20 protein-coding genes are annotated in these 18516 nt (G+C 69.4%); 13 read left to right on the top strand and 7 right to left on the bottom strand.

Features of this window, described 5'->3' with window-relative positions; all coding sequences use genetic code 11:
* Window positions 1-10: 10 nt before the first annotated feature.
* Together greB and FHP25_RS19410 are read left to right on the top strand one after the other, a co-directional pair.
* On the top strand, window positions 11-568 hold the full coding sequence (gene greB / locus FHP25_RS19415; RefSeq protein ID WP_147848610.1) for a transcription elongation factor GreB: 558 nt from the start codon (window positions 11-13) through the stop codon (window positions 566-568).
* A 270-nt stretch (window positions 569-838) separates the two neighbouring features.
* Window positions 839-2263: an amidase gene (locus FHP25_RS19410; protein WP_147848609.1), complete on the top strand. Its 1425-nt coding sequence runs from the start codon at window positions 839-841 to the stop codon at window positions 2261-2263.
* 4 nt (window positions 2264-2267) lie between these two features.
* On the opposite strand, the gene FHP25_RS19405 is transcribed toward FHP25_RS19410, so the two are convergent.
* Complete coding sequence (locus FHP25_RS19405; RefSeq protein WP_147848608.1) at window positions 2268-2942, bottom strand: HAD family hydrolase; 675 nt, start codon at window positions 2940-2942, stop codon at window positions 2268-2270.
* 94 nt (window positions 2943-3036) lie between these two features.
* On the opposite strand from FHP25_RS19405, the gene FHP25_RS19400 reads away from it, so the two are divergent.
* Both FHP25_RS19400 and FHP25_RS19395 read left to right on the top strand, forming a co-directional pair.
* Window positions 3037-3570: a cupin domain-containing protein gene (locus FHP25_RS19400; protein ID WP_147848607.1), complete on the top strand. Its 534-nt coding sequence runs from the start codon at window positions 3037-3039 to the stop codon at window positions 3568-3570.
* A gap of 28 nt (window positions 3571-3598) precedes the next feature.
* A complete protein-coding gene (locus tag FHP25_RS19395; protein ID WP_147848606.1) occupies window positions 3599-4114 on the top strand; it encodes a Dps family protein in 516 nt (171 codons plus the stop codon).
* A gap of 63 nt (window positions 4115-4177) precedes the next feature.
* On the opposite strand, the gene FHP25_RS19390 is transcribed toward FHP25_RS19395, so the two are convergent.
* Window positions 4178-5257: a zinc-binding dehydrogenase gene (locus FHP25_RS19390; protein ID WP_147848605.1), complete on the bottom strand. Its 1080-nt coding sequence runs from the start codon at window positions 5255-5257 to the stop codon at window positions 4178-4180.
* A gap of 293 nt (window positions 5258-5550) precedes the next feature.
* Here FHP25_RS19390 and FHP25_RS19385 point away from each other — a divergent pair, with 293 nt between their 5' ends.
* The 7 genes from FHP25_RS19385 (at window position 5551) to mutT (ending at window position 12073) form a co-directional block, all read left to right on the top strand.
* Window positions 5551-5793, top strand: a complete 243-nt coding sequence (locus FHP25_RS19385; protein ID WP_147848604.1) for an acyl carrier protein — start codon at window positions 5551-5553, stop codon at window positions 5791-5793.
* Window positions 5790-6950 (top strand): acyl-CoA dehydrogenase family protein, encoded by a 1161-nt coding sequence (locus tag FHP25_RS19380; RefSeq protein WP_147848603.1) that lies wholly within the window; start codon window positions 5790-5792, stop codon window positions 6948-6950. Before FHP25_RS19385 ends, FHP25_RS19380 begins: the two co-directional genes overlap by 4 nt.
* Window positions 6947-7873 (top strand): amino acid--[acyl-carrier-protein] ligase, encoded by a 927-nt coding sequence (locus tag FHP25_RS19375; RefSeq protein ID WP_147848602.1) that lies wholly within the window; start codon window positions 6947-6949, stop codon window positions 7871-7873. Before FHP25_RS19380 ends, FHP25_RS19375 begins: the two co-directional genes overlap by 4 nt.
* A gap of 5 nt (window positions 7874-7878) precedes the next feature.
* A complete protein-coding gene (locus tag FHP25_RS19370; protein ID WP_147848601.1) occupies window positions 7879-8859 on the top strand; it encodes a DUF1839 family protein in 981 nt (326 codons plus the stop codon).
* A 194-nt stretch (window positions 8860-9053) separates the two neighbouring features.
* Window positions 9054-9977: a peptidylprolyl isomerase gene (locus tag FHP25_RS19365; protein ID WP_147848600.1), complete on the top strand. Its 924-nt coding sequence runs from the start codon at window positions 9054-9056 to the stop codon at window positions 9975-9977.
* A 399-nt stretch (window positions 9978-10376) separates the two neighbouring features.
* Window positions 10377-11615: a bifunctional glutamate N-acetyltransferase/amino-acid acetyltransferase ArgJ gene (gene argJ, locus FHP25_RS19360; RefSeq protein ID WP_147848599.1), complete on the top strand. Its 1239-nt coding sequence runs from the start codon at window positions 10377-10379 to the stop codon at window positions 11613-11615.
* Entirely contained in the window at window positions 11615-12073 is a 459-nt protein-coding gene (gene mutT, locus FHP25_RS19355; protein ID WP_147848598.1) for an 8-oxo-dGTP diphosphatase MutT, read from the top strand. Before argJ ends, mutT begins: the two co-directional genes overlap by 1 nt.
* Before the next feature lie 25 nt (window positions 12074-12098).
* Here mutT and FHP25_RS19350 read toward each other — a convergent pair whose 3' ends face one another.
* Both FHP25_RS19350 and FHP25_RS19345 read right to left on the bottom strand, forming a co-directional pair.
* Entirely contained in the window at window positions 12099-12911 is an 813-nt protein-coding gene (locus FHP25_RS19350; protein ID WP_147848597.1) for a hypothetical protein, read from the bottom strand.
* Between the two features lie 67 nt (window positions 12912-12978).
* Entirely contained in the window at window positions 12979-13911 is a 933-nt protein-coding gene (locus FHP25_RS19345; RefSeq protein WP_147848596.1) for a methyltransferase domain-containing protein, read from the bottom strand.
* A gap of 78 nt (window positions 13912-13989) precedes the next feature.
* Here FHP25_RS19345 and otnC point away from each other — a divergent pair, with 78 nt between their 5' ends.
* Together otnC and FHP25_RS19335 are read left to right on the top strand one after the other, a co-directional pair.
* Complete coding sequence (gene otnC, locus FHP25_RS19340; protein WP_147848595.1) at window positions 13990-14631, top strand: 3-oxo-tetronate 4-phosphate decarboxylase; 642 nt, start codon at window positions 13990-13992, stop codon at window positions 14629-14631.
* A gap of 209 nt (window positions 14632-14840) precedes the next feature.
* Window positions 14841-15611 carry a ComF family protein gene (locus FHP25_RS19335; protein ID WP_231712398.1) on the top strand — a complete coding sequence of 257 codons (771 nt, stop codon included), beginning with the start codon at window positions 14841-14843 and terminating at the stop codon, window positions 15609-15611.
* A 114-nt stretch (window positions 15612-15725) separates the two neighbouring features.
* Here the strand turns inward: FHP25_RS19335 and FHP25_RS19330 are convergent, their stop codons facing one another.
* From FHP25_RS19330 to cysT, 3 genes are read right to left on the bottom strand one after another with little or no spacing between them, the layout of a single operon-like run.
* Complete coding sequence (locus tag FHP25_RS19330; protein ID WP_147848594.1) at window positions 15726-16841, bottom strand: sulfate/molybdate ABC transporter ATP-binding protein; 1116 nt, start codon at window positions 16839-16841, stop codon at window positions 15726-15728.
* Between the two features lies 1 nt (window position 16842).
* On the bottom strand, window positions 16843-17700 hold the full coding sequence (cysW, locus tag FHP25_RS19325) for a sulfate ABC transporter permease subunit CysW (protein ID WP_147848593.1): 858 nt from the start codon (window positions 17698-17700) through the stop codon (window positions 16843-16845).
* Between the two features lie 2 nt (window positions 17701-17702).
* Window positions 17703-18509 carry a sulfate ABC transporter permease subunit CysT gene (gene cysT, locus FHP25_RS19320; protein WP_231712401.1) on the bottom strand — a complete coding sequence of 269 codons (807 nt, stop codon included), beginning with the start codon at window positions 18507-18509 and terminating at the stop codon, window positions 17703-17705.
* Between the last annotated feature and the right edge of the window lie 7 nt (window positions 18510-18516).

Below are 18516 nucleotides of genomic sequence, written 5' to 3'. Positions count from 1 at the left end.
AACGACTGTCATGAGCAAGGCTTTCACCAAGGAGACCGACGGCGACATCGACGACGATCCGCCCGATGCGTCGTCGCTGCCGACCGGCGTCAAGAACTACATCACGCCGTCGGGCTTCGCGCGCCTGCGCGCCGAGCTGATGAACCTGATGGATGTCGAACGGCCCGAGGTGGTGAAGGTCGTGTCATGGGCTGCCGCCAACGGCGACCGCTCGGAGAACGGCGACTATCTCTACGGCAAGAAGCGGCTGCGCGAGATCGACCGCCGCATCCGCTTCCTGAGCAAGCGGCTGTCGGCCGCCCAGGTCGTCGACCCGGCCAGGCAGCCGAACCGCGATCAGGTGTTCTTCGGCGCCACCGTCACCTACGTGAACGGCCGTGACGAGGAGCACACCATCACGATCGTCGGCGTCGACGAGGTCGACCTCGACCGCGGCCATGTGAGCTGGATCTCGCCCGTGGCGCGTGCGCTGCTGAAAGCCCAGGAGGGCGACTCCGTGGAGGTGCGCACCCCGGCCGGCCCGGACAGCATCGAGGTGATCGCGATCCGCTACCCGGATGCGAGCTAGTAACCGGCTATTGGCAAAAGGTGAGTCATGACTGTCATCCCGAGCGCAGCGAGGGATCTCCCGCGAATGGCGCACCGTGCGCCTTGCCGCAGGAGATCCCTCGCTGCGCTCGGGATGACAGGTGTATCAGCGACCAGCGATTCCAGGTAGCCAACAACGCTATGTCATATCGAGCGCAGCGAACATCTCCTGTTCGCGGGAAGTTTCCTCCTTGCGCTCGGAAGCACGTGCCCGTCGAATCGAAAGCACGAAAGCGAGTGCGCTCCATCCATGAACGATGATCTTCTCTTCCTGTCGGCCATCGATGCCGCCAGCCTGATACGCCGCCGCAAGCTGTCGCCGGTCGAGTACACCGATGCCGTCCTGGCCGCCATCGCGCGCACGCAGCCCACGCTCAATGCCTTCGTCACGGTGATGGCGGAGCCGGCGCGCGCGGCTGCCCGCGCCGCCGAAGCGGCCGTCGCCGCCGGCGCCGCGCTCGGCCCGCTGCATGGCGTGCCGGTGAGCATCAAGGACCTGATCGACGTCGCGGGCGTGCGCACCACCCACGGCTCGCACATCTTCGCCGACCACGTGGCGGCGGCGGACGGCGTCACGCCGGCGCGGCTGAAGGCGGCCGGCGCCATCATCATCGGCAAGACCACGACACCCGAGTTCGGCCACAAGGGCCTCACGGACAGCCCGCTGCAGGGCGTCACCCGCAATCCCTGGGCGCCGGACCGCACGCCCGGCGGATCGAGCGGCGGCGCGGCAGCCGCCGTCGCCGCCGGCCTTGGGCCGCTGGCCGTCGGCACCGACGGCGCCGGCTCGATCCGCGGACCGGCCGCATCGTGCGGCATCGTCGGGCTGAAGCCGACGCTGGGCGCGGTGCCGATGGAGACCGCCAGCGACGTCTTCGCCAACAACGCCTATGCCGGGCCGATGACCCGCACCGTGGCCGACGCCGCCCTGATGCTGTCGGCCATGGTGGGACCGGACGAGCGCGATCCCTGGTCGCTGGCCAATCCCGGCCTGCGGCCGATCACGCCGCTGCTGGCGGGTCAGCGCCTGGCCGGCATCCGCATCGGCTACATCGAGAAGATGGCCAACACGCAGGTCGACGACGAGGTGCGGACCAATACCGAGGCCGCCCTGGCGGCGCTGGCAGCGCTGGGCGCCGAGATCGAGCCGGTCAGCGAGGCCATCGACTGGATCGAATATGAAGGGCGCGTGCTCTACCAGTCGGCGATCGCGGCCAAGATGCTGCCGCGCTTCCCGCAATGGCGCGACAAGATGGACAAGTCACTGATCGCCTTCGCCGAATGGGGTAGCGGCTTCAGCATGACCGACGTGCGCAACGCGGAGTATGCGCGCACCAATCTGTTCCAGGCCATGCAGCGGCTGTTCAAGCGCTTCGATTTCCTGGTATCGCCGACGACGGCACGGACCGCCCTGGACGCCACCTTCGACGCCGCGCAGCAGGTGATCATCAACAACCAGCCTTGCGGCCTCACCCGCCAAAGCTGGACCGCCTACCAGTACCCGTTCAACCTCACCGGCCACCCTGCGATCTCGGTGCCGTCCGGCTGGGCACGCGACGGCCTGCCCACGGCGCTGCAGATCGTTGGCCGCTGGTGGGCCGATGCCGACGTGCTGCGCGTCGCGGCGCTGTTCGAGCAGGCATGCCCCTGGGCTGACCGGCGGCCGGCGCTGTGATGCGTCAGCGCCGGCCGCCGACCTCGTCGACATGCCGCAGCAGGTCGGCGGGGTCCTCGTACACGCGGTAGGCGCCGGATTGCCGCAGCTCGTCCGGACCGTAGCCACCGCTCAGCAGGCCCACCCCCAATGCGCGGCAGCGCACTGCCGCCAGCATGTCCCAGATGCTGTCGCCGACGACCACGGCCGTTTCGATCGGCGCACCCAACCGCTCGGCGGCGGCGACGAACAGGTCGGGATCCGGCTTGGCGTACTTGACCTGGTCGCGCGTCACCACCGGCGTGCGGTCGGGATCGACGCCCAGCGCGGCAAGGTTGACGGCCGCGGTCTCCATGCGGCCGCTCGTGGCGATCGCCCAGGGAACACCGGCCTGCGACAGCCATGCCAGCAGCTCGGGCGCGCCCGGCAACGGCCGGATCTGCGCCGATTGCCGCTGATAGGCCTCGGCGTGGCCGCGACGCAATCGCTCGACCCGTTCGGTGCTGATCTCAAGACCGGTCTCGCGCAGGAGCTGGTTGGTGAACAGCCCGCCGCTCATGCCGATCTTGCGGTGGATGCGCCAGACCGCCAGCTCGATACCCTCGGCATCGAGCGCCTCCTTCCAGGCCAGCACGTGCTGGTACACGCTGTCCACCAGCGTGCCGTCGAGGTCGAACAGGAAGACGGGTTCGATGCGCATGGTGCTTCTCCTGGCTTCGTGTGGCACGAAACGCCTGACGGCCTGCGACGTTCAGTGCCATACTTCCCTGGCTTGGACTCGCGGGAGGATACCCATGCCGGCACAAGCACGGCGCAGTGACGCGCCGACACCCGAGATTCTGCGTTTGGACGCCAATGGCTGGATGCCCAACAACCCACGGCTGCCGGTGCTCCTCTATCGCAGCGCCGTCGACACGTCCGGCAGCGACCCGGCGGCAGCCTTCGAGGCCTTGTTCGAGCACACCGGCTGGCCGGCGCAATGGCGTGACGGCGTCTATGACTACCATCACTACCATACCGCGGCGCATGAGGTGCTGGGCATCGCGCGCGGCAAGGCCCGGCTGATGCTGGGCGGTCCGGGCGGCCAGGAGGTCGAGGTCAGGGCCGGCGATGTCGCCGTGCTGCCGGCGGGCACCGGCCATTGCCGATTGGACGCCAGCGCCGATTTTCTCGTGGTCGGGGCCTATCCGCCGGGACAGGGCCCGGACCTCTGCCGGGCCGCGCCGACGCCGGCAGCAATCGCACAGATCGCGCAGGTGTCCTTCCCCGCCTCAGATCCCGTGACCGGTCCGGGCGGGCCGCTCGTGGCGCTCTGGTCCATGGGCTGAAATCGTCAATGCTACCAGGAGACATGTCATGACGGCCAAGGATGCACAGAAGCGGCGCACGGCACCGCTTCAGACACCGAACGACCTCGCATCCAACGCCAGGGCCGACCTCGCCGCCGCGCTCAACGCCCTGCTCGCGGACATGTTCGCCCTGTACTTCAAGACGAAGAACTTTCACTGGCACGTCTCCGGCCCGCACTTCCGTGACTACCATCTGCTGCTGGACGAGCAGGCGACGCAGATCCTGGCGACGGCAGACCCGATCGCCGAACGTGTGCGCAAGCTCGGGGGCATGACCCTGCGTTCAGCCGGCCATGTCACACGCCTGCAACGCGTCCTGGACAACGAAGCCGACTACGTCACACCGTCCGACATGCTGGCCGAGCTGCGCGAGGACAACAGCCAGCTCGCGGCGCGCATGCGCGAGACGCACGGCCTGTGCAACGAACACGGCGACGTCGCCACCGCCAGCTTGCTGGAGCCCTGGATCGACGAGGCCGAAGGCCGCGTCTGGTTCCTGTACGAGGCCGGCCGGCAGGGGTAGGCCGTCCCCCTCGCCGCGCCCGCATCATCGCGAGCGCCGGGGTGACTGTCGCGGTTCAGCGGCTCAGCGCCAAGGCTCGACCAGGATCTTCGTATGGCGCTCGGGGTTGCCGAGCTGCTCGAAGGCGGCCTTGACGCCGTCGACGCCGACCTTGCCCGTGATCAGGGAGGCGGCATCGACGGCGCCCTCGGCGATCAGCCGCAGCGCACGGGCAAACTCCTCGGGGGTGTAGCCCAGCACGAACTGCAGGTTCAGCTCCTTGGTGATGCCGAACATGGGCTCGACCTGGTCGACCTCCATGCAGACGCCCACGACCACAACCCGGGCGCCGCGCGGCACGCCCTCGAAGATCTTCTGCAGCACGCCGGGCACGCCGACGCATTCGAAGACCAGGGCCGGCTTGTATTGCGGCGGGGTCCACACCGGGCCACCCACCGCCGGCGCCGGGCCGCCGAGCGCGGCCTTGTCCATCCAGGTCGTGTAGGGCGAGGTCCGGGCAGGGTCGACGACGATGTCGGCACCCAGCTGCTCGGCCAGCTTGCGCCGTGCCGGCGAGAAATCCGCCGCGATGATCGGGTGCAGCTTCTTCAGCTTGAGGGCCGCGATCACCGCCAGGCCGACCGGGCCGCAACCGATCACCAGGGGCACCTCGTCACCCTTCACCGCCGCCTTCTCCACGGCGTGGATGCCGACGGCGAGCGGCTCGGTCAGGGCCGCGTGCTCGGCCGACAGGCCGTTGGGTACTTCGATCAGCAGCGGCTCGCTCAGCACCATCTGCTCGGCAAACCCGCCAGGGAAGTCGTTCGAGTAGCCGACGGTGCGCGGTCCCTGCTCGGTGACGACGACGGGCACCGAGCAGACCCGCGTTCCGGGCTTCAAGGTGCGGGCCGTGCCGGGGCCATGGTCCAGCACCTCGGCGCAGAACTCATGGCCGAAGATGACGTCACGCCCGAGATCCATCGGCTCGCGCCCGCCGACCCGCCGGCTGACGTCGACCATCCGGTGGCCGTGCTTGTGGGCATGCAGGTCCGAGCCGCAGATCCCGCACGCCAGGGTCTTCACCAGCACCTGTCCGGCGCCGGGCTTCGGGTCGGGCACCGTGTCGACCACGAGATCGCCCTGCCTGAGAATTACTGCCCGCATCACTGCCTCCACCACCATATAGCCATCTGGGATGCCATGCGGGCACCACCGGTAGGGTAACCAATATAGCCGGACCAGTCTCCGCAGAAGCGCTGTTGACAGTGCGTTGCCGCAAGCGCATTGCCATACCGACCCTGGGATAGTGAGGGCTCTTTCGATTATTTGGTCCCCGCTGGGGCAAAAGCATCTTGCATTGCAGCGAAAGGCAGTAAATAATAGTTTAGTTTCAGATATTTAGCACTTGTTGAGACTCCGCATTCGGGGGACGCATCGTCGTGACGACCGTAGCCGACATGATTCGCGACATCTTTCGCGAAGGTAGCATCTTGCCTGTCGATATCGCGACGCTCAGCGATTCGGCCGACCTCTACACCGCCGGCCTGACATCCCATGCCACGGTCAACCTGATGCTGAGCCTGGAGGAAAAGTTCGACGTTGAGTTCCCGGATCGCCTGCTGCGGCGACGGACCTTCGAGAGCATCGACGCCATCAAGGCCGCCGTCGGCGAGCTCCTGGACCAAAAAGCCGCCGCATGAGCGATCTGCTGCAGCGGGCGCGGCGGGTTGGTGCCGAGGTCGCTGCCAGGCACGCCAGCGCCGTCGACGCCGATGCCCGCTTCCCGCGCGAATCCTTCGCGGCGCTGAAGGCGGAGAAGCTGCTGGGCGTCATGGTGCCGGCGGAGTTCGGCGGCGCCGGCGCCTCGATCCCCGAGATCCTGTCGCTGTGCCATGCCCTGGGCCAGCACTGCGCCTCGACTGCGATGATCTATGCCATGCACCAGATCCAGGTGGCATGCATCGTGCGCCATGGCCAGCAAAGCCCCTGGCACCGTCAGCTCCTGCAGCGGCTGGCTGGCGAGCAGCTGCTTCTGGCCTCGGCGACCTCCGAGGCCGGCGTCGGCGGTGACGTGCGCAGCAGCGTCTGCGCCGTCGAGGTCGAGGGCCAGCGCCTGAAGGTCAGCAAGAACGCGACCGTGATCTCCTACGGCGCCGATGCCGACGGCATCCTGGTCACGGCGCGGCGCACGCCCGACTCGCCGGCCTCCGACCAGGTGATCGTCGCGGTGCTGAAAGGCGACTACCGGCTGGAGCAGACCTCGTCGTGGGACACGCTGGGCATGCGCGGCACCTGCAGCAACGGCTACTGGCTGCACGCGGCCGGCGACGTGGCCCAGATCCTGCCCCTGCCCTATGCCGACATCTCGGCCCAGACCATGCTGCCGACGTCGCACCTGACCTGGAGCAGCCTGTGGCTGGGCATCGCTACCGACGCCGTGGCGCGCGCGCGCACCTTCGTGCGCGCCGAGGCGCGCAAGAAGCCGGGCAGCACCCCGCCGGGCGCCCTGCGGCTGGCCGAGTCGATGAACCTGCTGCAGCACATGAAGTCGAACGTGGTGGCGGCAGCACGGCAGTACGAGGCGGCGCTGGGCTCGGCCGAGCGGCTCACCGCGCTGTCGTTCGCGGTGGCGATGAACAACCTCAAGATCGGCACGTCGCAGATGGCGGTGCAGGTGGTGAACCACGCCCTGCTGATCTGCGGCATTTCCGGCTACCGCAACGACAGCGAGTTCAGCGTCGGCCGGCATCTGCGTGACGCCCACTCGGCGGCGCTGATGGTCAGCAACGACCGCATCCTGGCCAACACCGCCAACCTGCTGCTCGTCCTCAAGGACGATCCGGGGCTGTTCCCATGACCGCCGATGCCCTGAGCGCGGCCCAGGCCGCCTTCCGCGACGCGCTGATCGCGCACCGCCTGCTGATCCCGATGGGGGTCGACGGGCTGTACGGCCGCAGCGGTGTCTTCGAGGACGTCATCGAGCGCTTCAATCTGCTGGTCTCCCGCCATGGCGGCAATGACGGCGCCGAGGTGATGCGCTTCCCGCCGGCCATCAACCGGCGCGATTTCGAGGACAGCGGCTACCTCAAGAGCTTCCCGCAGCTGGCCGGCACCATTCACAGCTTCATGGGCAATGATCGCGACCATCAGGCGCTGATCGAGACGCTGCTGAAGAAGGAAGACTGGACCGCGGGCCAGAAGGCGACGCAGGTCGTGATGACGCCGGCCGCCTGCTATCCGCTGTACCCGGTGCTGGCGGCGCGCGGCAAGCTGCCCGCCGACGGGGCGCTGGTCGACGTCTATTCCTACTGCTTCCGCCACGAGCCCTCGATCGACCCGGCGCGCATGCAGCTGTTCCGCCAGCGCGAGTATGTGCGCATCGGCACGGCCGATCAGGTGATGGCGTTCCGCCAGCTCTGGGTCGATCGCGGCACGGCCATCATGTCGGCCCTGGGCGTGCCGCTCGAGGTCGACGTCGCCAACGACCCGTTCTTCGGGCGTGCCGGCAAGATGCTGGCCGCCAACCAGCGCGACCAGACGCTGAAGTTCGAGCTGCTGATCCCGATCACCAGCCGCGAGAAGCCCACGGCCTGCCTGAGCTTCAACTACCACCAGGACCATTTCGGCCATGTCTGGGACATCCGCACCCAGGATGGCGGCACGGCCCACACGGCCTGCGTCGGCTTCGGCGTCGAGCGCATTGCGCTGGCGCTGTTCAAGCACCACGGCTTCGACGTGAAGGCCTGGCCGCAAGCCGTACGCGATCAGCTCTGGACCTGAGGATCATGAGTGGCGTTCGGCTGCTGGCGCTCGATCCAGCGACGTACCGTGCGCATGCCTTGCATGCGCCTGACCGCATCTGGCTCGAGACCAACTGCTATGTCGATGTCTGGATCGAGGTGCTGCACGCTTTCGGCCTCGAGCCGCTGGCGGCGCTGCCGTTCACCATCGGCCAGGACTTCGAGGGCGATCACTTCACCTTCTTCAAGTTCCCGCTCGAGGACCTGCGCACGCTGTTCGGCCTCTCGGTGCAGGAGCTGGCCATCTACGACACGGTCGAGGGGCACGCCGTCGAGCAGATCCGGCGCGGGCGCATGCCGCTGGTCGAGGTCGACAGCTTCTACCTGCCCGACACGCGCGGCACCGCCTACCGGCAGGGGCATGTGAAATCGACGATCGCCATCAATGCGATCGACATCGATGCGCGCACTCTGGGCTATTTCCACAACACCAGCTACCACCTGGTCACGGGCGAGGACTTCGACGGCCTCTTCCGTCGCCTGCCGATGCAGCAGGATCGGCCGGACGTGCTGTTCCCCTATGCCGAGTTCGTCAAGCGTGACGGCCGCGCATTGAGCGGGCGGGCACTGCTGGATGCGGTGCTGGCGCTGATGAAGGACCACCTCGCCCGGCGTCCGGCCGGCGCCTTCGCGGCGTTCCGCGCCGCGTTCCCCGGCCATCTGGACATGCTGGCGGCGCGGCCGATGGCCTATTTCCATCTCTACGCGTTCAACATCATGCGCCAGCTCGGCGCCAATTTCGAGCTGCTGGGCAGCCACGTGCAGTGGCTCGCCGGCCAGGGTGAAGCCGGGCTGGATGGTGTCGCCGCCGCCTGCCACCAGGTTGCCGAAGGCGCCAAGGCGCTGCAGTTCCAGCTGGCCCGGGCCGTGAACCGCAAGAAGTTCGGCGACTACACCGAGTCGCTGGACGGGCTGGAACGCGCCCACGACCTTGCGCTCGGCACGCTGGCGCGGCGCTACGGCTGACGGCGGCCGTGGCGGCGACAGGGCCTGCGGCCGTTGGCCGCGGACCGCTTGCAGCCTACCTGCACATCCCCGCAAGGACGTGATCGGACGTCCGATTTCCGTCACTTGTCCGATGCCGGGGCCTGGGCTAATGCTCCGAGATTCCGCCCCGGACCGCTTCCGGACCGGCGCGTGCATATCGGGAGCCCCCTCCAATGACGTCCTTCACGCGCGGCGTGTGCGCGGCCTTGCTGCTGACAATGGCCGTGGCCGCGCCATCCTTCGCCCAGGCGCCGGCACCCGCGCCCACGCCTGCGCCTTCCGCCAAGCCGCCGGCCGACCCGGTTGTGGCAACCGTCAACGGCCAGTCGATCCGTCTGACCGATGTTCAGGCGGCGCAGGCCAACCTGCCGCAGCAGTATCGCGGGCTGCCCCTGGAACGCATCTTCCCGGCGCTGCTCGAGCAGATCATCGACGCCAGGCTGCAGGTCGCGGAGGCCCGCAAGACCAACGTGCAGGACACCGAGGCGTTCAAGAAGCGCCTCGCCGGCCTGGAGGATCGCCTGCTGCAGGAGCAGTTCCTGACGCAGGAGATCGACAAGCGCGTCACGCCGCAGGCGATCAAGGCGCTCTATGACAAGAAGGTGCGCGACCTGCCGCCGGAGGAAGAGGTCAAGGCCCGCCATATCCTGGTCGTCGACGAAGCCGCCGCCAAGGCCATCATCGACGAGCTGCAGAAGGGCGGCGATTTCGACAAGATCGCCAAGGACAAGTCGACGGACAAGGCATCGGGCGCCCAGGGCGGCGACCTCGGCTGGTTCAAGAAGGGCGACATGGTGAAGGAATTCGCCGAGGCCGCCTTCATGCTCAAGAAGGGCGAGACGACGCCGGCGCCGGTCAAGAGCCAGTTCGGCTTCCACGTCATCCGTCTCGACGATCGCCGCGCCGCCCAGCCGCCCTCGATGGAGGACATGGAGGACGAGCTGCGTGCCGAGCTGTCGCGCGAGGTCTACGGCCAGATGATGGAAGGCCTGCGCAAGACTGCCAAAATCGAGAAGTTCAACATGGACGGCTCGAAGATCCCCGAGGCGCCGGCCGCCCCGCCGGCGGCGCCGCCGAGCGCGCCCGGGAAGAAGTGACAACGCGGTCTCCCCGGCCGGGGCTACCGGACTCACACACCTTAAGCGTCCCTTCCCCCGGAGGGGAAAGGTGCCCCGCAAGGGGCGGAAGGGGGATGTTGGAACAGATTCGGCGGCTGTTCAGCAGCATCGAAGCGATTGCAACATCCCCCTTCCGGCGCTGCGCGCCACCTTCCCTCTCCGGGGGAAGGGCAGCGTTTCAGACGGCGGGCGCGATGTGTGAATGCCGTAGCCGGCCGGGGTGGGGGAGACGGCCGGCGGAATCCTACGCGACTTTTCATCGTCACTTGGTGTAGGCTGGCCTGCGGTTGCGGCGCGTCCTGCGGGGCGCGCCGCCGTTTTGGGGTCCCCCGTCCGCACGCAATCAGAGCACCTACCGAAAAAGGCCTCGAAGCGACGATGAACGCCTCGCACACCGTATCGCCGCTGGCGCCCAAGACGACGCCGACATTGCCCCGCATCGCCGGGATCACGCTCGGCGCGGTCGAAGCCGGCATCCGCTACAAGGGCCGCACGGACGTGATGCTGGCTCTCTTGCCCGCGGGCGCCGTGATCGCCGGCGTCCTCACCAAGTCGAAGACCGCTTCGGCGCCGGTCGAGTGGTGCCGCAAGAACCTGGCGCGCGGCAAGGTGCGCGCCATCCTGGCCAACGCCGGCAACGCCAACGCCTTCACCGGCAAGGCCGGCGACAAGTCGGTCGAGGAGGCCACGCGCGCCGTGGCGCAGGCGCTGGGCTGCGCCCGCAACGAGGTGTTCATGGCCTCGACCGGCGTGATCGGCCAGCCGCTCGATCCGGCCCCGTTCGCCAAGCACATGCCGGCGCTGATCAAGGCGGCGCGCGAGGACGGCTGGGCCGACGCCTCGGCCGCGATCATGACCACCGACACGTTCCCCAAGCTGGCGACCCGCACCTGCCGCATCGGCGACGCGACGGTGACGCTGAACGGCTTCGCCAAGGGCTCGGGCATGATCGCGCCCGACATGGCCACCATGCTGGCCTTCGCCTTCACCGATGCGAAGCTGCCCCCGGCAGTGCTGCAGAAGCTGCTGTCGGACGCCACCGACAAGTCGTTCAACTGCATCACCGTCGACGGCGACACCTCGACCAGCGACACGCTGCTGCTGGCCGCTACCGGCGGCGCCAAGCACCCGCGCATCGACGAAGCCGATGATCCGATGCTGGTCGAGTTCAAGCGTGCGCTCGACGACCTGATGATCGAGCTGGCGCAGCTGGTGGCGCGCGACGGCGAAGGCGCCTCGAAGTTCATCACCATCAACGTGACCGGCGCCACCAGCAATGGTGCGGCGCGCAAGATCGGCCTGGCGGTCGCCAACTCGCCGCTGGTCAAGACCGCGATCGCCGGCGAGGACGCCAACTGGGGCCGCATCGTGATGGCGGTCGGCAAGGCCGGCGAGAAGGCCGACCGCGACAAGCTGCGCATCTCCATCGGCGGCGTGCGCATCACCGATGGCGGCCAGGTCGTGCCGAAATACGACGAGACGCCCGTGGTCAGGCACATCAAGGGCCAGGACGTGGTGATCGATATCGAGCTGGGCCTGGGTCGCGGCAAGTGCACGGTGTGGACCTGCGATCTGACGCACCGCTACATCGACATCAACGGCAGCTACCGGAGCTGATGGCCGCGCCATCGGATCCCTTCGAGTCGTGCCCTGGCGGCCCGCCGCCGCTGGGCGATCGGCGCTTGGTGCTGGTCGCCGCCGTGGCGCTGATCGACGCCGACGGCCGCGTGCTGATCGCGCAGCGCCCGGCCGGCAAGTCGATGGCCGGCCTGTGGGAGTTCCCCGGCGGCAAGGTCGATGCCGGCGAGACGCCGGAGGAAGCGCTGGTGCGCGAGCTGCACGAGGAGCTCGGCATCGAGACGCGCGGCAGCTGCCTGGCGCCGATCGCCTTTGCCTCGCACGGCTACGAGGCGTTCCACCTGCTGATGCCGCTCTATGCCTGCCGCCAGTGGCGCGGCCTGCCGCAGCCGCGTGAAGGCCAGACCTTGAAATGGGTGGCCGTGCATGCCCTGCGCGACTATCCCATGCCGCCGGCCGACCTGCCGCTGATCGCCCAGCTGCGCGATCTGCTGTGATGCCGGGCGCGCCGGCGCGCGCGCATCACGCCGGCGGCTGGCGCAGCGGGTTGCCGGGCGACCAGCCGGTGAGGGCACGGAAGATCAGCGCCTGCACGGTGACCAGCGGCGCGATCGAGACATAGGCGATGGTCTCGGCGATGACCTGCACCAGAAGCCACGGCCCCAGGCTCAGCGGGCCGCCGAACAGGCCCAGCGCGATCGTCAGCAGGATCGCCGTGGCCACAGCCTTCACGATCAGGCCGATCACCATCATCAGCAGCAGCGCGAAGAGCACGATGGGCCCGTTGCCCTTGCCGTAGCGCCACGACAGATGCGGCGTCCACGCCAGGTCCAGCGACGGCGCCACCAGGCCGAAGCTCAGCCGCAACGCGATGATCGCGGTCACGGTGAACGCCAGGCCCAGCGGCATCGCCGTCTCGACGTCGGGCGGCAGCGGCCCGGCGCTCGGCATCTCCATCGGCCACGGCATCACCATCCAGAACAGCGCATGCAGGATGATGGGCACGGCCGCGATCAGCAGGAGCTGCCGCAGGTAGCCGCGCTCGCGCGCCGTCCAGCCGAAGCCCGGCGTGCCGCCAAGCGCGCCCGGTCCCAGCAGCACCAGCCGATGCCAGGCCACCGCGAACATCGCCGTCGGGACGAAGTCGAACAGCTTGACCGCCATCGCCTCGAGCGGCTCCATCCGCTCGCCGCTCAGCAGCCGGCCGGCGAGCTGCAGCCCCACGCTGATGATCGTCGGCACCAGGGCGATATCGAGCAGCAGACGCCCGTTGCTGGTGACGTGACGGAAGGCATCGGCAATCAGGTCGGCGAAGATGAGGCGTGGCGGTTGCATGGCGACAACATAGGGATGCGACCGGGGCTCGCGCCAGCCCTGACTGGGTCGCACCCGGCGGCGACGCTCAGCGCCCGGCCTTCTCGCCCGCCGGCCGCTCGGTCGTGCCCAGGGCATCGGCGAGCCGCGCCGCCGCCGTGCCCGGCCGCAGCGGCTGCGGCTGCCCTGCATGCGGCGCCCAGCCATGCAGGTAGAGCACCTCGAATGTGGCGGCGACACGGCCATCGCCGCCGCCGTGCTGCTGGGCGTAGATCGCCGCCGCGCGTGCCAGGGTCTCGCGCCGGGCGAGGCTGGAGCGGCGGCCGCGCACGGCGTTGCTCTCGGCCATGGCCCGCAGGTCGCGCATCAGGGCCAGGGCGTCGGGATAGCGCACGTCGATGGTCTCGGCATCGGCGACCGGCATGGCGAAGCCGGCGCGCTGCAGCAGGCCGGCGGCATCGCGCAGATCGGCGAACGGCGACACGCGCGGGCTGAGCCCGCCCTCCACGTCGCTCTCGGCCTGGGCCAGCGCCCGGCGCAGCTGCCACAGGGTCTCGCCGCCCAGCAGCGCTGCCAGGAACAGCCCGTCGGGCTTGAGCGTCCGGCCGACCTGGACCAGCGCGCCGGGCAGGTCGTTGACCCAGTGCAGCGCCAGCGCGCTGAGCACGAGATCGACACTGGCCGGCCGCAGCGGCAAGGCCTCCTCGTCCGCCACCAGGGCCGGCCCGTGCGCGGCGGCCCGGCGCGCGAAGCCGAGCGCCAGATCGCTCGACACCAGCGTCTCGACGCCGCCGCGCATCGTGCCGTCGGCAAGGCGCAGGGCTGCTGCGACCTCGCCGCCATGACAGCCGATATCGAGCGTCAGCGGGAAGCGGCGGCGCACATCGTCGAGGCGCTCGACCAGGCGCTGCGCCACCTCGCGCTTGAGGAAGGCAGCGCCGTCCCACGACGCGGCGGCGCGCTCGCGTCGCCGCCGCACGACGTCGCGGTCGAACACCAGCATCGGATCCGGGGCGGCCATGCCGCTGTTCTAGGCGCATGCGCGCGCCTGGCCAAGCCGCATGCTACATCTGGCCGCCCCGCCGTCGAGGACAAGCCCATGTCGCCTGAAAGCCGCGCCCGTGAAGAAATCTGCCGCATCGGCGAGAGCCTGTACCGCCGCGGCTACACGGTCGGCTCGGCCGGCAACATCAGCGCCCGGCTCGACGACGGCTTCCTGATCACGCCGACCGATGCCTGTCTGGGCTTCCTCGACCCAGCCGCCCTGGCCAAGCTCGATGCCCAGGGCCGCCAGGTGTCGGGCGCGCGCGCCTCCAAGACCATCCTGCTGCACCGCGCCGTCTACGATGCGCGGCCCGGCACCGGCGGCATCGTGCACACGCATTCGACCAGCCTGGTAGCGCTCAGCCTGCGGCCCGACGTGAACCGCAACGACGTGCTGCCACCGATCACGCCCTATTTCGTGATGAAGGTCGGCCATGTGCCGCTGATCCCCTACCGGCGTCCCGGCGACCCCGAGGTCGCCGACCTGGTGCTGGCGCAGGCGGCGCGCGTGCGCGCCGTGCTGCTGGAGCGGCTGGGGCCGCTGGTCTGGCACGACACCGTGTCCGCCGCCTGCTTCGCGCTGGAGGAGCTGGAGGAGACGGCCAAGCTGTGGCTGATGCTGCGCGACGCGCCGCCGCCACCGCTGAGCGAGGCCCAGATCGACGACATCCGCCGCACGTTCAAGGTCGACTACTGATATCCCTTCTCCCCGCGAAGGCTAAGGCAATCGCATATGGCCTTTCTGTCATCCCGAGCGCAGCGAGGGATCTCCTGCGGAAAGACGCACCGTGCGCAATTCGCGGGAGATCCCTCGCTGCGCTCGGGATGACAGCAGGTGTCTCAGCGCGGCCTTGTGCCATGTGCGAGAGCCCTACCGCCACGAATTCGCCCGAATCGGCCGGTGGCATGGCCCATATGGATCTCAACCCGGTGCGGGCGGCGATGCAGCGCTACGGGCGCGCGGCGCTCGACGTGCTGCTGCCGCCGCAATGCCTGTCGTGCAGCGCCGCGGTCGACATGCCGGGCATGCTGTGCGCGGCCTGCTGGTCCAGGATCGCGTTCATCACGCCGCCGCTATGCGCCTGCTGCGGCATCCCGTTCGAGGTCGACGCCGGCCCGGACACGCTGTGCGCCGCCTGCATGGCCAAGAGGCCGCGCTACCGCCGCGCCCGCGCCGCCTTCGCCTACACCGACGAATCGCGCCGGCTGGTGCTGATGTTCAAGCATGCCGACCGGCTCGATCCGGCGCCGACCTTCGGACGCTGGCTGGCGCAGGCCGGCGCAGTGCTGCTGGCCGACGCCGACCTGATCGCGCCGGTGCCGCTGCATCGCTGGCGCCTGCTGTGGCGGCGCTACAACCAGTCGGCCGAGCTGGCACGCGCACTGGCGGGACACGGCCCTGCGCGCGTGGTGCCGGACCTGCTGGTGCGGCATCGGCGCACCCCCTCGCAGGTGGCGCTGAATGCCCGCGAGCGGCGCCGCAATGTCGCCGGCGCCTTCCGTGTCCATTCCCACCACCGGGACGCGGTGCGCGACAAGACCGTGCTGCTGATCGACGACGTGCTCACGACAGGCGCCACCGTCGAGGCCTGCGCCCGCGCCCTGCTGCTCGCCGGCGCCGCCGCCGTCGACGTGCTGACATTGGCCCGCGTCGTGCGTCCGCAATTACGGTTGTAGAATTCGGACCGCGGGCGTCCACGCCCGCATTCGCTCGCAGCAAAGCGAAGAGCGAAAGACTGTCGGCGCTGTGCGCCGATCGCGGGCGTGGACGCCCGCGGTCCAAAGCCGAAGCTACAGCGCCGCCGATGTCAGGGACAGGTCGGCCGGCGACAGGAGCTGCTCGCCGGCGACGTCGGAGAACAGCGTCGCCGCGCGGAAGCGCACCGACACCCTATCGCCGGCGGTGAAGCGGTAACCGGCATAGACGTGATGCGGCATCTCCGCTTCCAGCACCGGCGCGCCCATGATGACCTCGACCTCCAGGCGCACCACCGGACCGACCACGCCGACGAAGCGCACGGTGGCCGGCCCCGCCGGGTCGCGCTGCAGCACCACGTCGTGCGGGCGCACGTAGAGCGTGCCGGGCCCGTCCTGCGCGCCATCGCCGTTCATCTGCTCGATATGGGCGTAGGGCACCAGCGGCCGGCCGCCGCGCACCTGGCAGCGCACGCGGTTCACCTGGCCCAGGAAATCGAAGACGAACGGGTTGCGCGGCGCGCCGTAGACCTCCTCGGGCGTGCCCACCTGCTCGATCCGGCCATGGCCCAGCACCACGACGCGGTCGGCCAGCTCGAGCGCCTCCTCCTGGTCGTGGGTGACGAACACCGTCGTCATGCACAGGCGGTCGTGCAGCTGCCGCAGCCAGCGCCGCAGGTCCTTGCGCACCTTGGCGTCGAGCGCGCCGAACGGCTCGTCGAGCAGCAGCACCGCCGGCTCGATCGCCAGCGCCCGTGCCAGCGCCACGCGCTGGCGCTCGCCGCCGGAAAGCTGGCTGGGATAGCGGTCGCCGAGATGGCCGATCTGCACCAGCTCCAGCAGCCGCTGCACGCGGCTGCGGATCTCGGCATCGCCGGGCCGGCGGCGGCGCGGCATGACGCGCAGGCCGAAGGCGACGTTCTCCAGCACCGACATGTGGCGGAACAGCGCGTAGTGCTGGAACACGAAGCCGATCTGGCGCTCGCGCACGCCGCGGCGCAGCGCGTTGTCGCTGTTGAGCAGCAGCTCGCCCTGGTCCGGCCATTCCAGCCCGGCGATGATGCGCAGCAGCGTCGTCTTGCCCGAGCCCGACGGCCCCAGCAGCGCCACCAGCTCGCCGGCGCGGATGTCGAGGTCGACCTGGCTGAGCGCGACGAAGCTGCCGAAGCGCTTGCCGATGCCCTTCACGTGGATTGCGGACGACTGCGCCATGTCAATGCCCCCGCCCGGTCAGGCCGCGCCCGATCTTCCACTCGATGCCGCTCTTGGCCGCCAGCGTGACCAGGGCCAGCAGGGCCAGCAGCGAGGCGACGGCGAACGAGGCCACGAAATTATACTCGTTGTAGAGGATCTCGACATGCAGCGGCATGGTGTTGGTCAGGCCGCGGATATGGCCGGACACCACCGACACGGCGCCGAACTCGCCCATGGCGCGCGCGTTGCACAGCAGCACGCCGTAGAGCAGGCCCCAGCGGATGTTGGGCAGGGTCACGCGCCGGAAGGTCTGCCAGCCCGACGCGCCCAGCACCAGCGCCGCCTCCTCCTCATCGGTGCCCTGCTCCTGCATCAGCGGGATCAGCTCGCGCGCCACGAACGGGAAGGTGACGAAGATGGTGGCCAGCACGATGCCCGGCACCGCGAAGATGATCTTGAAGCCCTGCTCCGACAGGAACGGCCCCAGCCATCCCTGCAGGCCGAACAGCAGGACGTAGATCAGGCCCGAGATCACGGGCGAGACCGAGAACGGCAGATCGATGAACGTGATCAGCAGGCTCTTGCCGCGGAAGTCGAACTTGGCGATGGCCCAGGCCGCGACCACGCCGAACACCAGGTTCAGCGGCACGGCGATCGCCGCCACGGTCAATGTCAGGCCGATCGCGGCGCGCGCGTCGGCGTCGGCCAGCGCGCCGAAATAGGCCCCGAAGCCCTGGCGCAGCGCCTCCGTGAACACGCTCACCAGCGGCAGCACGATGAAGATCGCGACGAACAGCAGCGCCACGGTGATCAGCAGCCAGCGCACCGGGCTCGGCTCGGTGCGGGCGTCGACTGCCGATCGCGGCCGGGTGGCCATGGCTAGCGCCGCTCCAGGTGGCTGCGCGACCAGCGCTGCAGCAGGTTGATGGCCAGCAGCAGCACGAAGGAGAGCAGCAGCATCACCGCTGCCACCGCCGTGGCCTCGCCGTAAGCATACTCCTCCAGCTTGATGACGATCAGCAGCGGCGCGATCTCCGATATGCCGGGCAGGTTGCCGGCGATGAAGATCACCGAGCCGTATTCGCCCACGGCGCGCGCGAAGGCCAGGGCGAAGCCGGTCGCCAGGGCCGGGAACAGGGTCGGCACGATCACACGCCAGATCGTCTGCCACCGGCTGGCGCCAAGGCAGGCCGCCGCCTCCTCGATCTCCGGGCTGAGATCCTGCAGCACGGGCTCGATCGAGCGCACCACGAACGGCAGGCTGACGAACACCAGCGCCACGAACACGCCCAGCGGCGTGAACGCGACCTTGATGCCCAGCTCGGCCAGCGGCGCGCCCAGCCAGCCGTTCTCGGCATAGAGCGCCGTCAGCGAGATGCCGGCCACCGCGGTCGGCAGCGCGAACGGCACATCGACCAGGGAATCGACCAGCCGCCTGCCGGGGAACCGGTAGCGCACCAGCACCCAGGCCAGCAGCGTGCCGAACACGGCGTTGGCCAGGGCGGCCGCCAGCGCCGCGCCGAAGCTCAGCTGCAGGGCCGCCAGCACGCGTTCCGACGTCACGGTCTCGATGAAGCGGCCGGGATCAACGCTGGCGGCGCGCGCGAACAGCGCCACCAGCGGCAGCATCACGATCAGCCCCAGCCACGCCAGCGTCAGCCCCAGCGTCAATCCGAATCCGGGGATGATGCTG

The sequence above is a fragment of the Vineibacter terrae genome (assembly GCF_008039615.1).
Classification (GTDB): domain Bacteria; phylum Pseudomonadota; class Alphaproteobacteria; order Reyranellales; family Reyranellaceae; genus Vineibacter; species Vineibacter terrae.
This window is presented reverse-complemented; position numbering and strand designations above follow the sequence as displayed.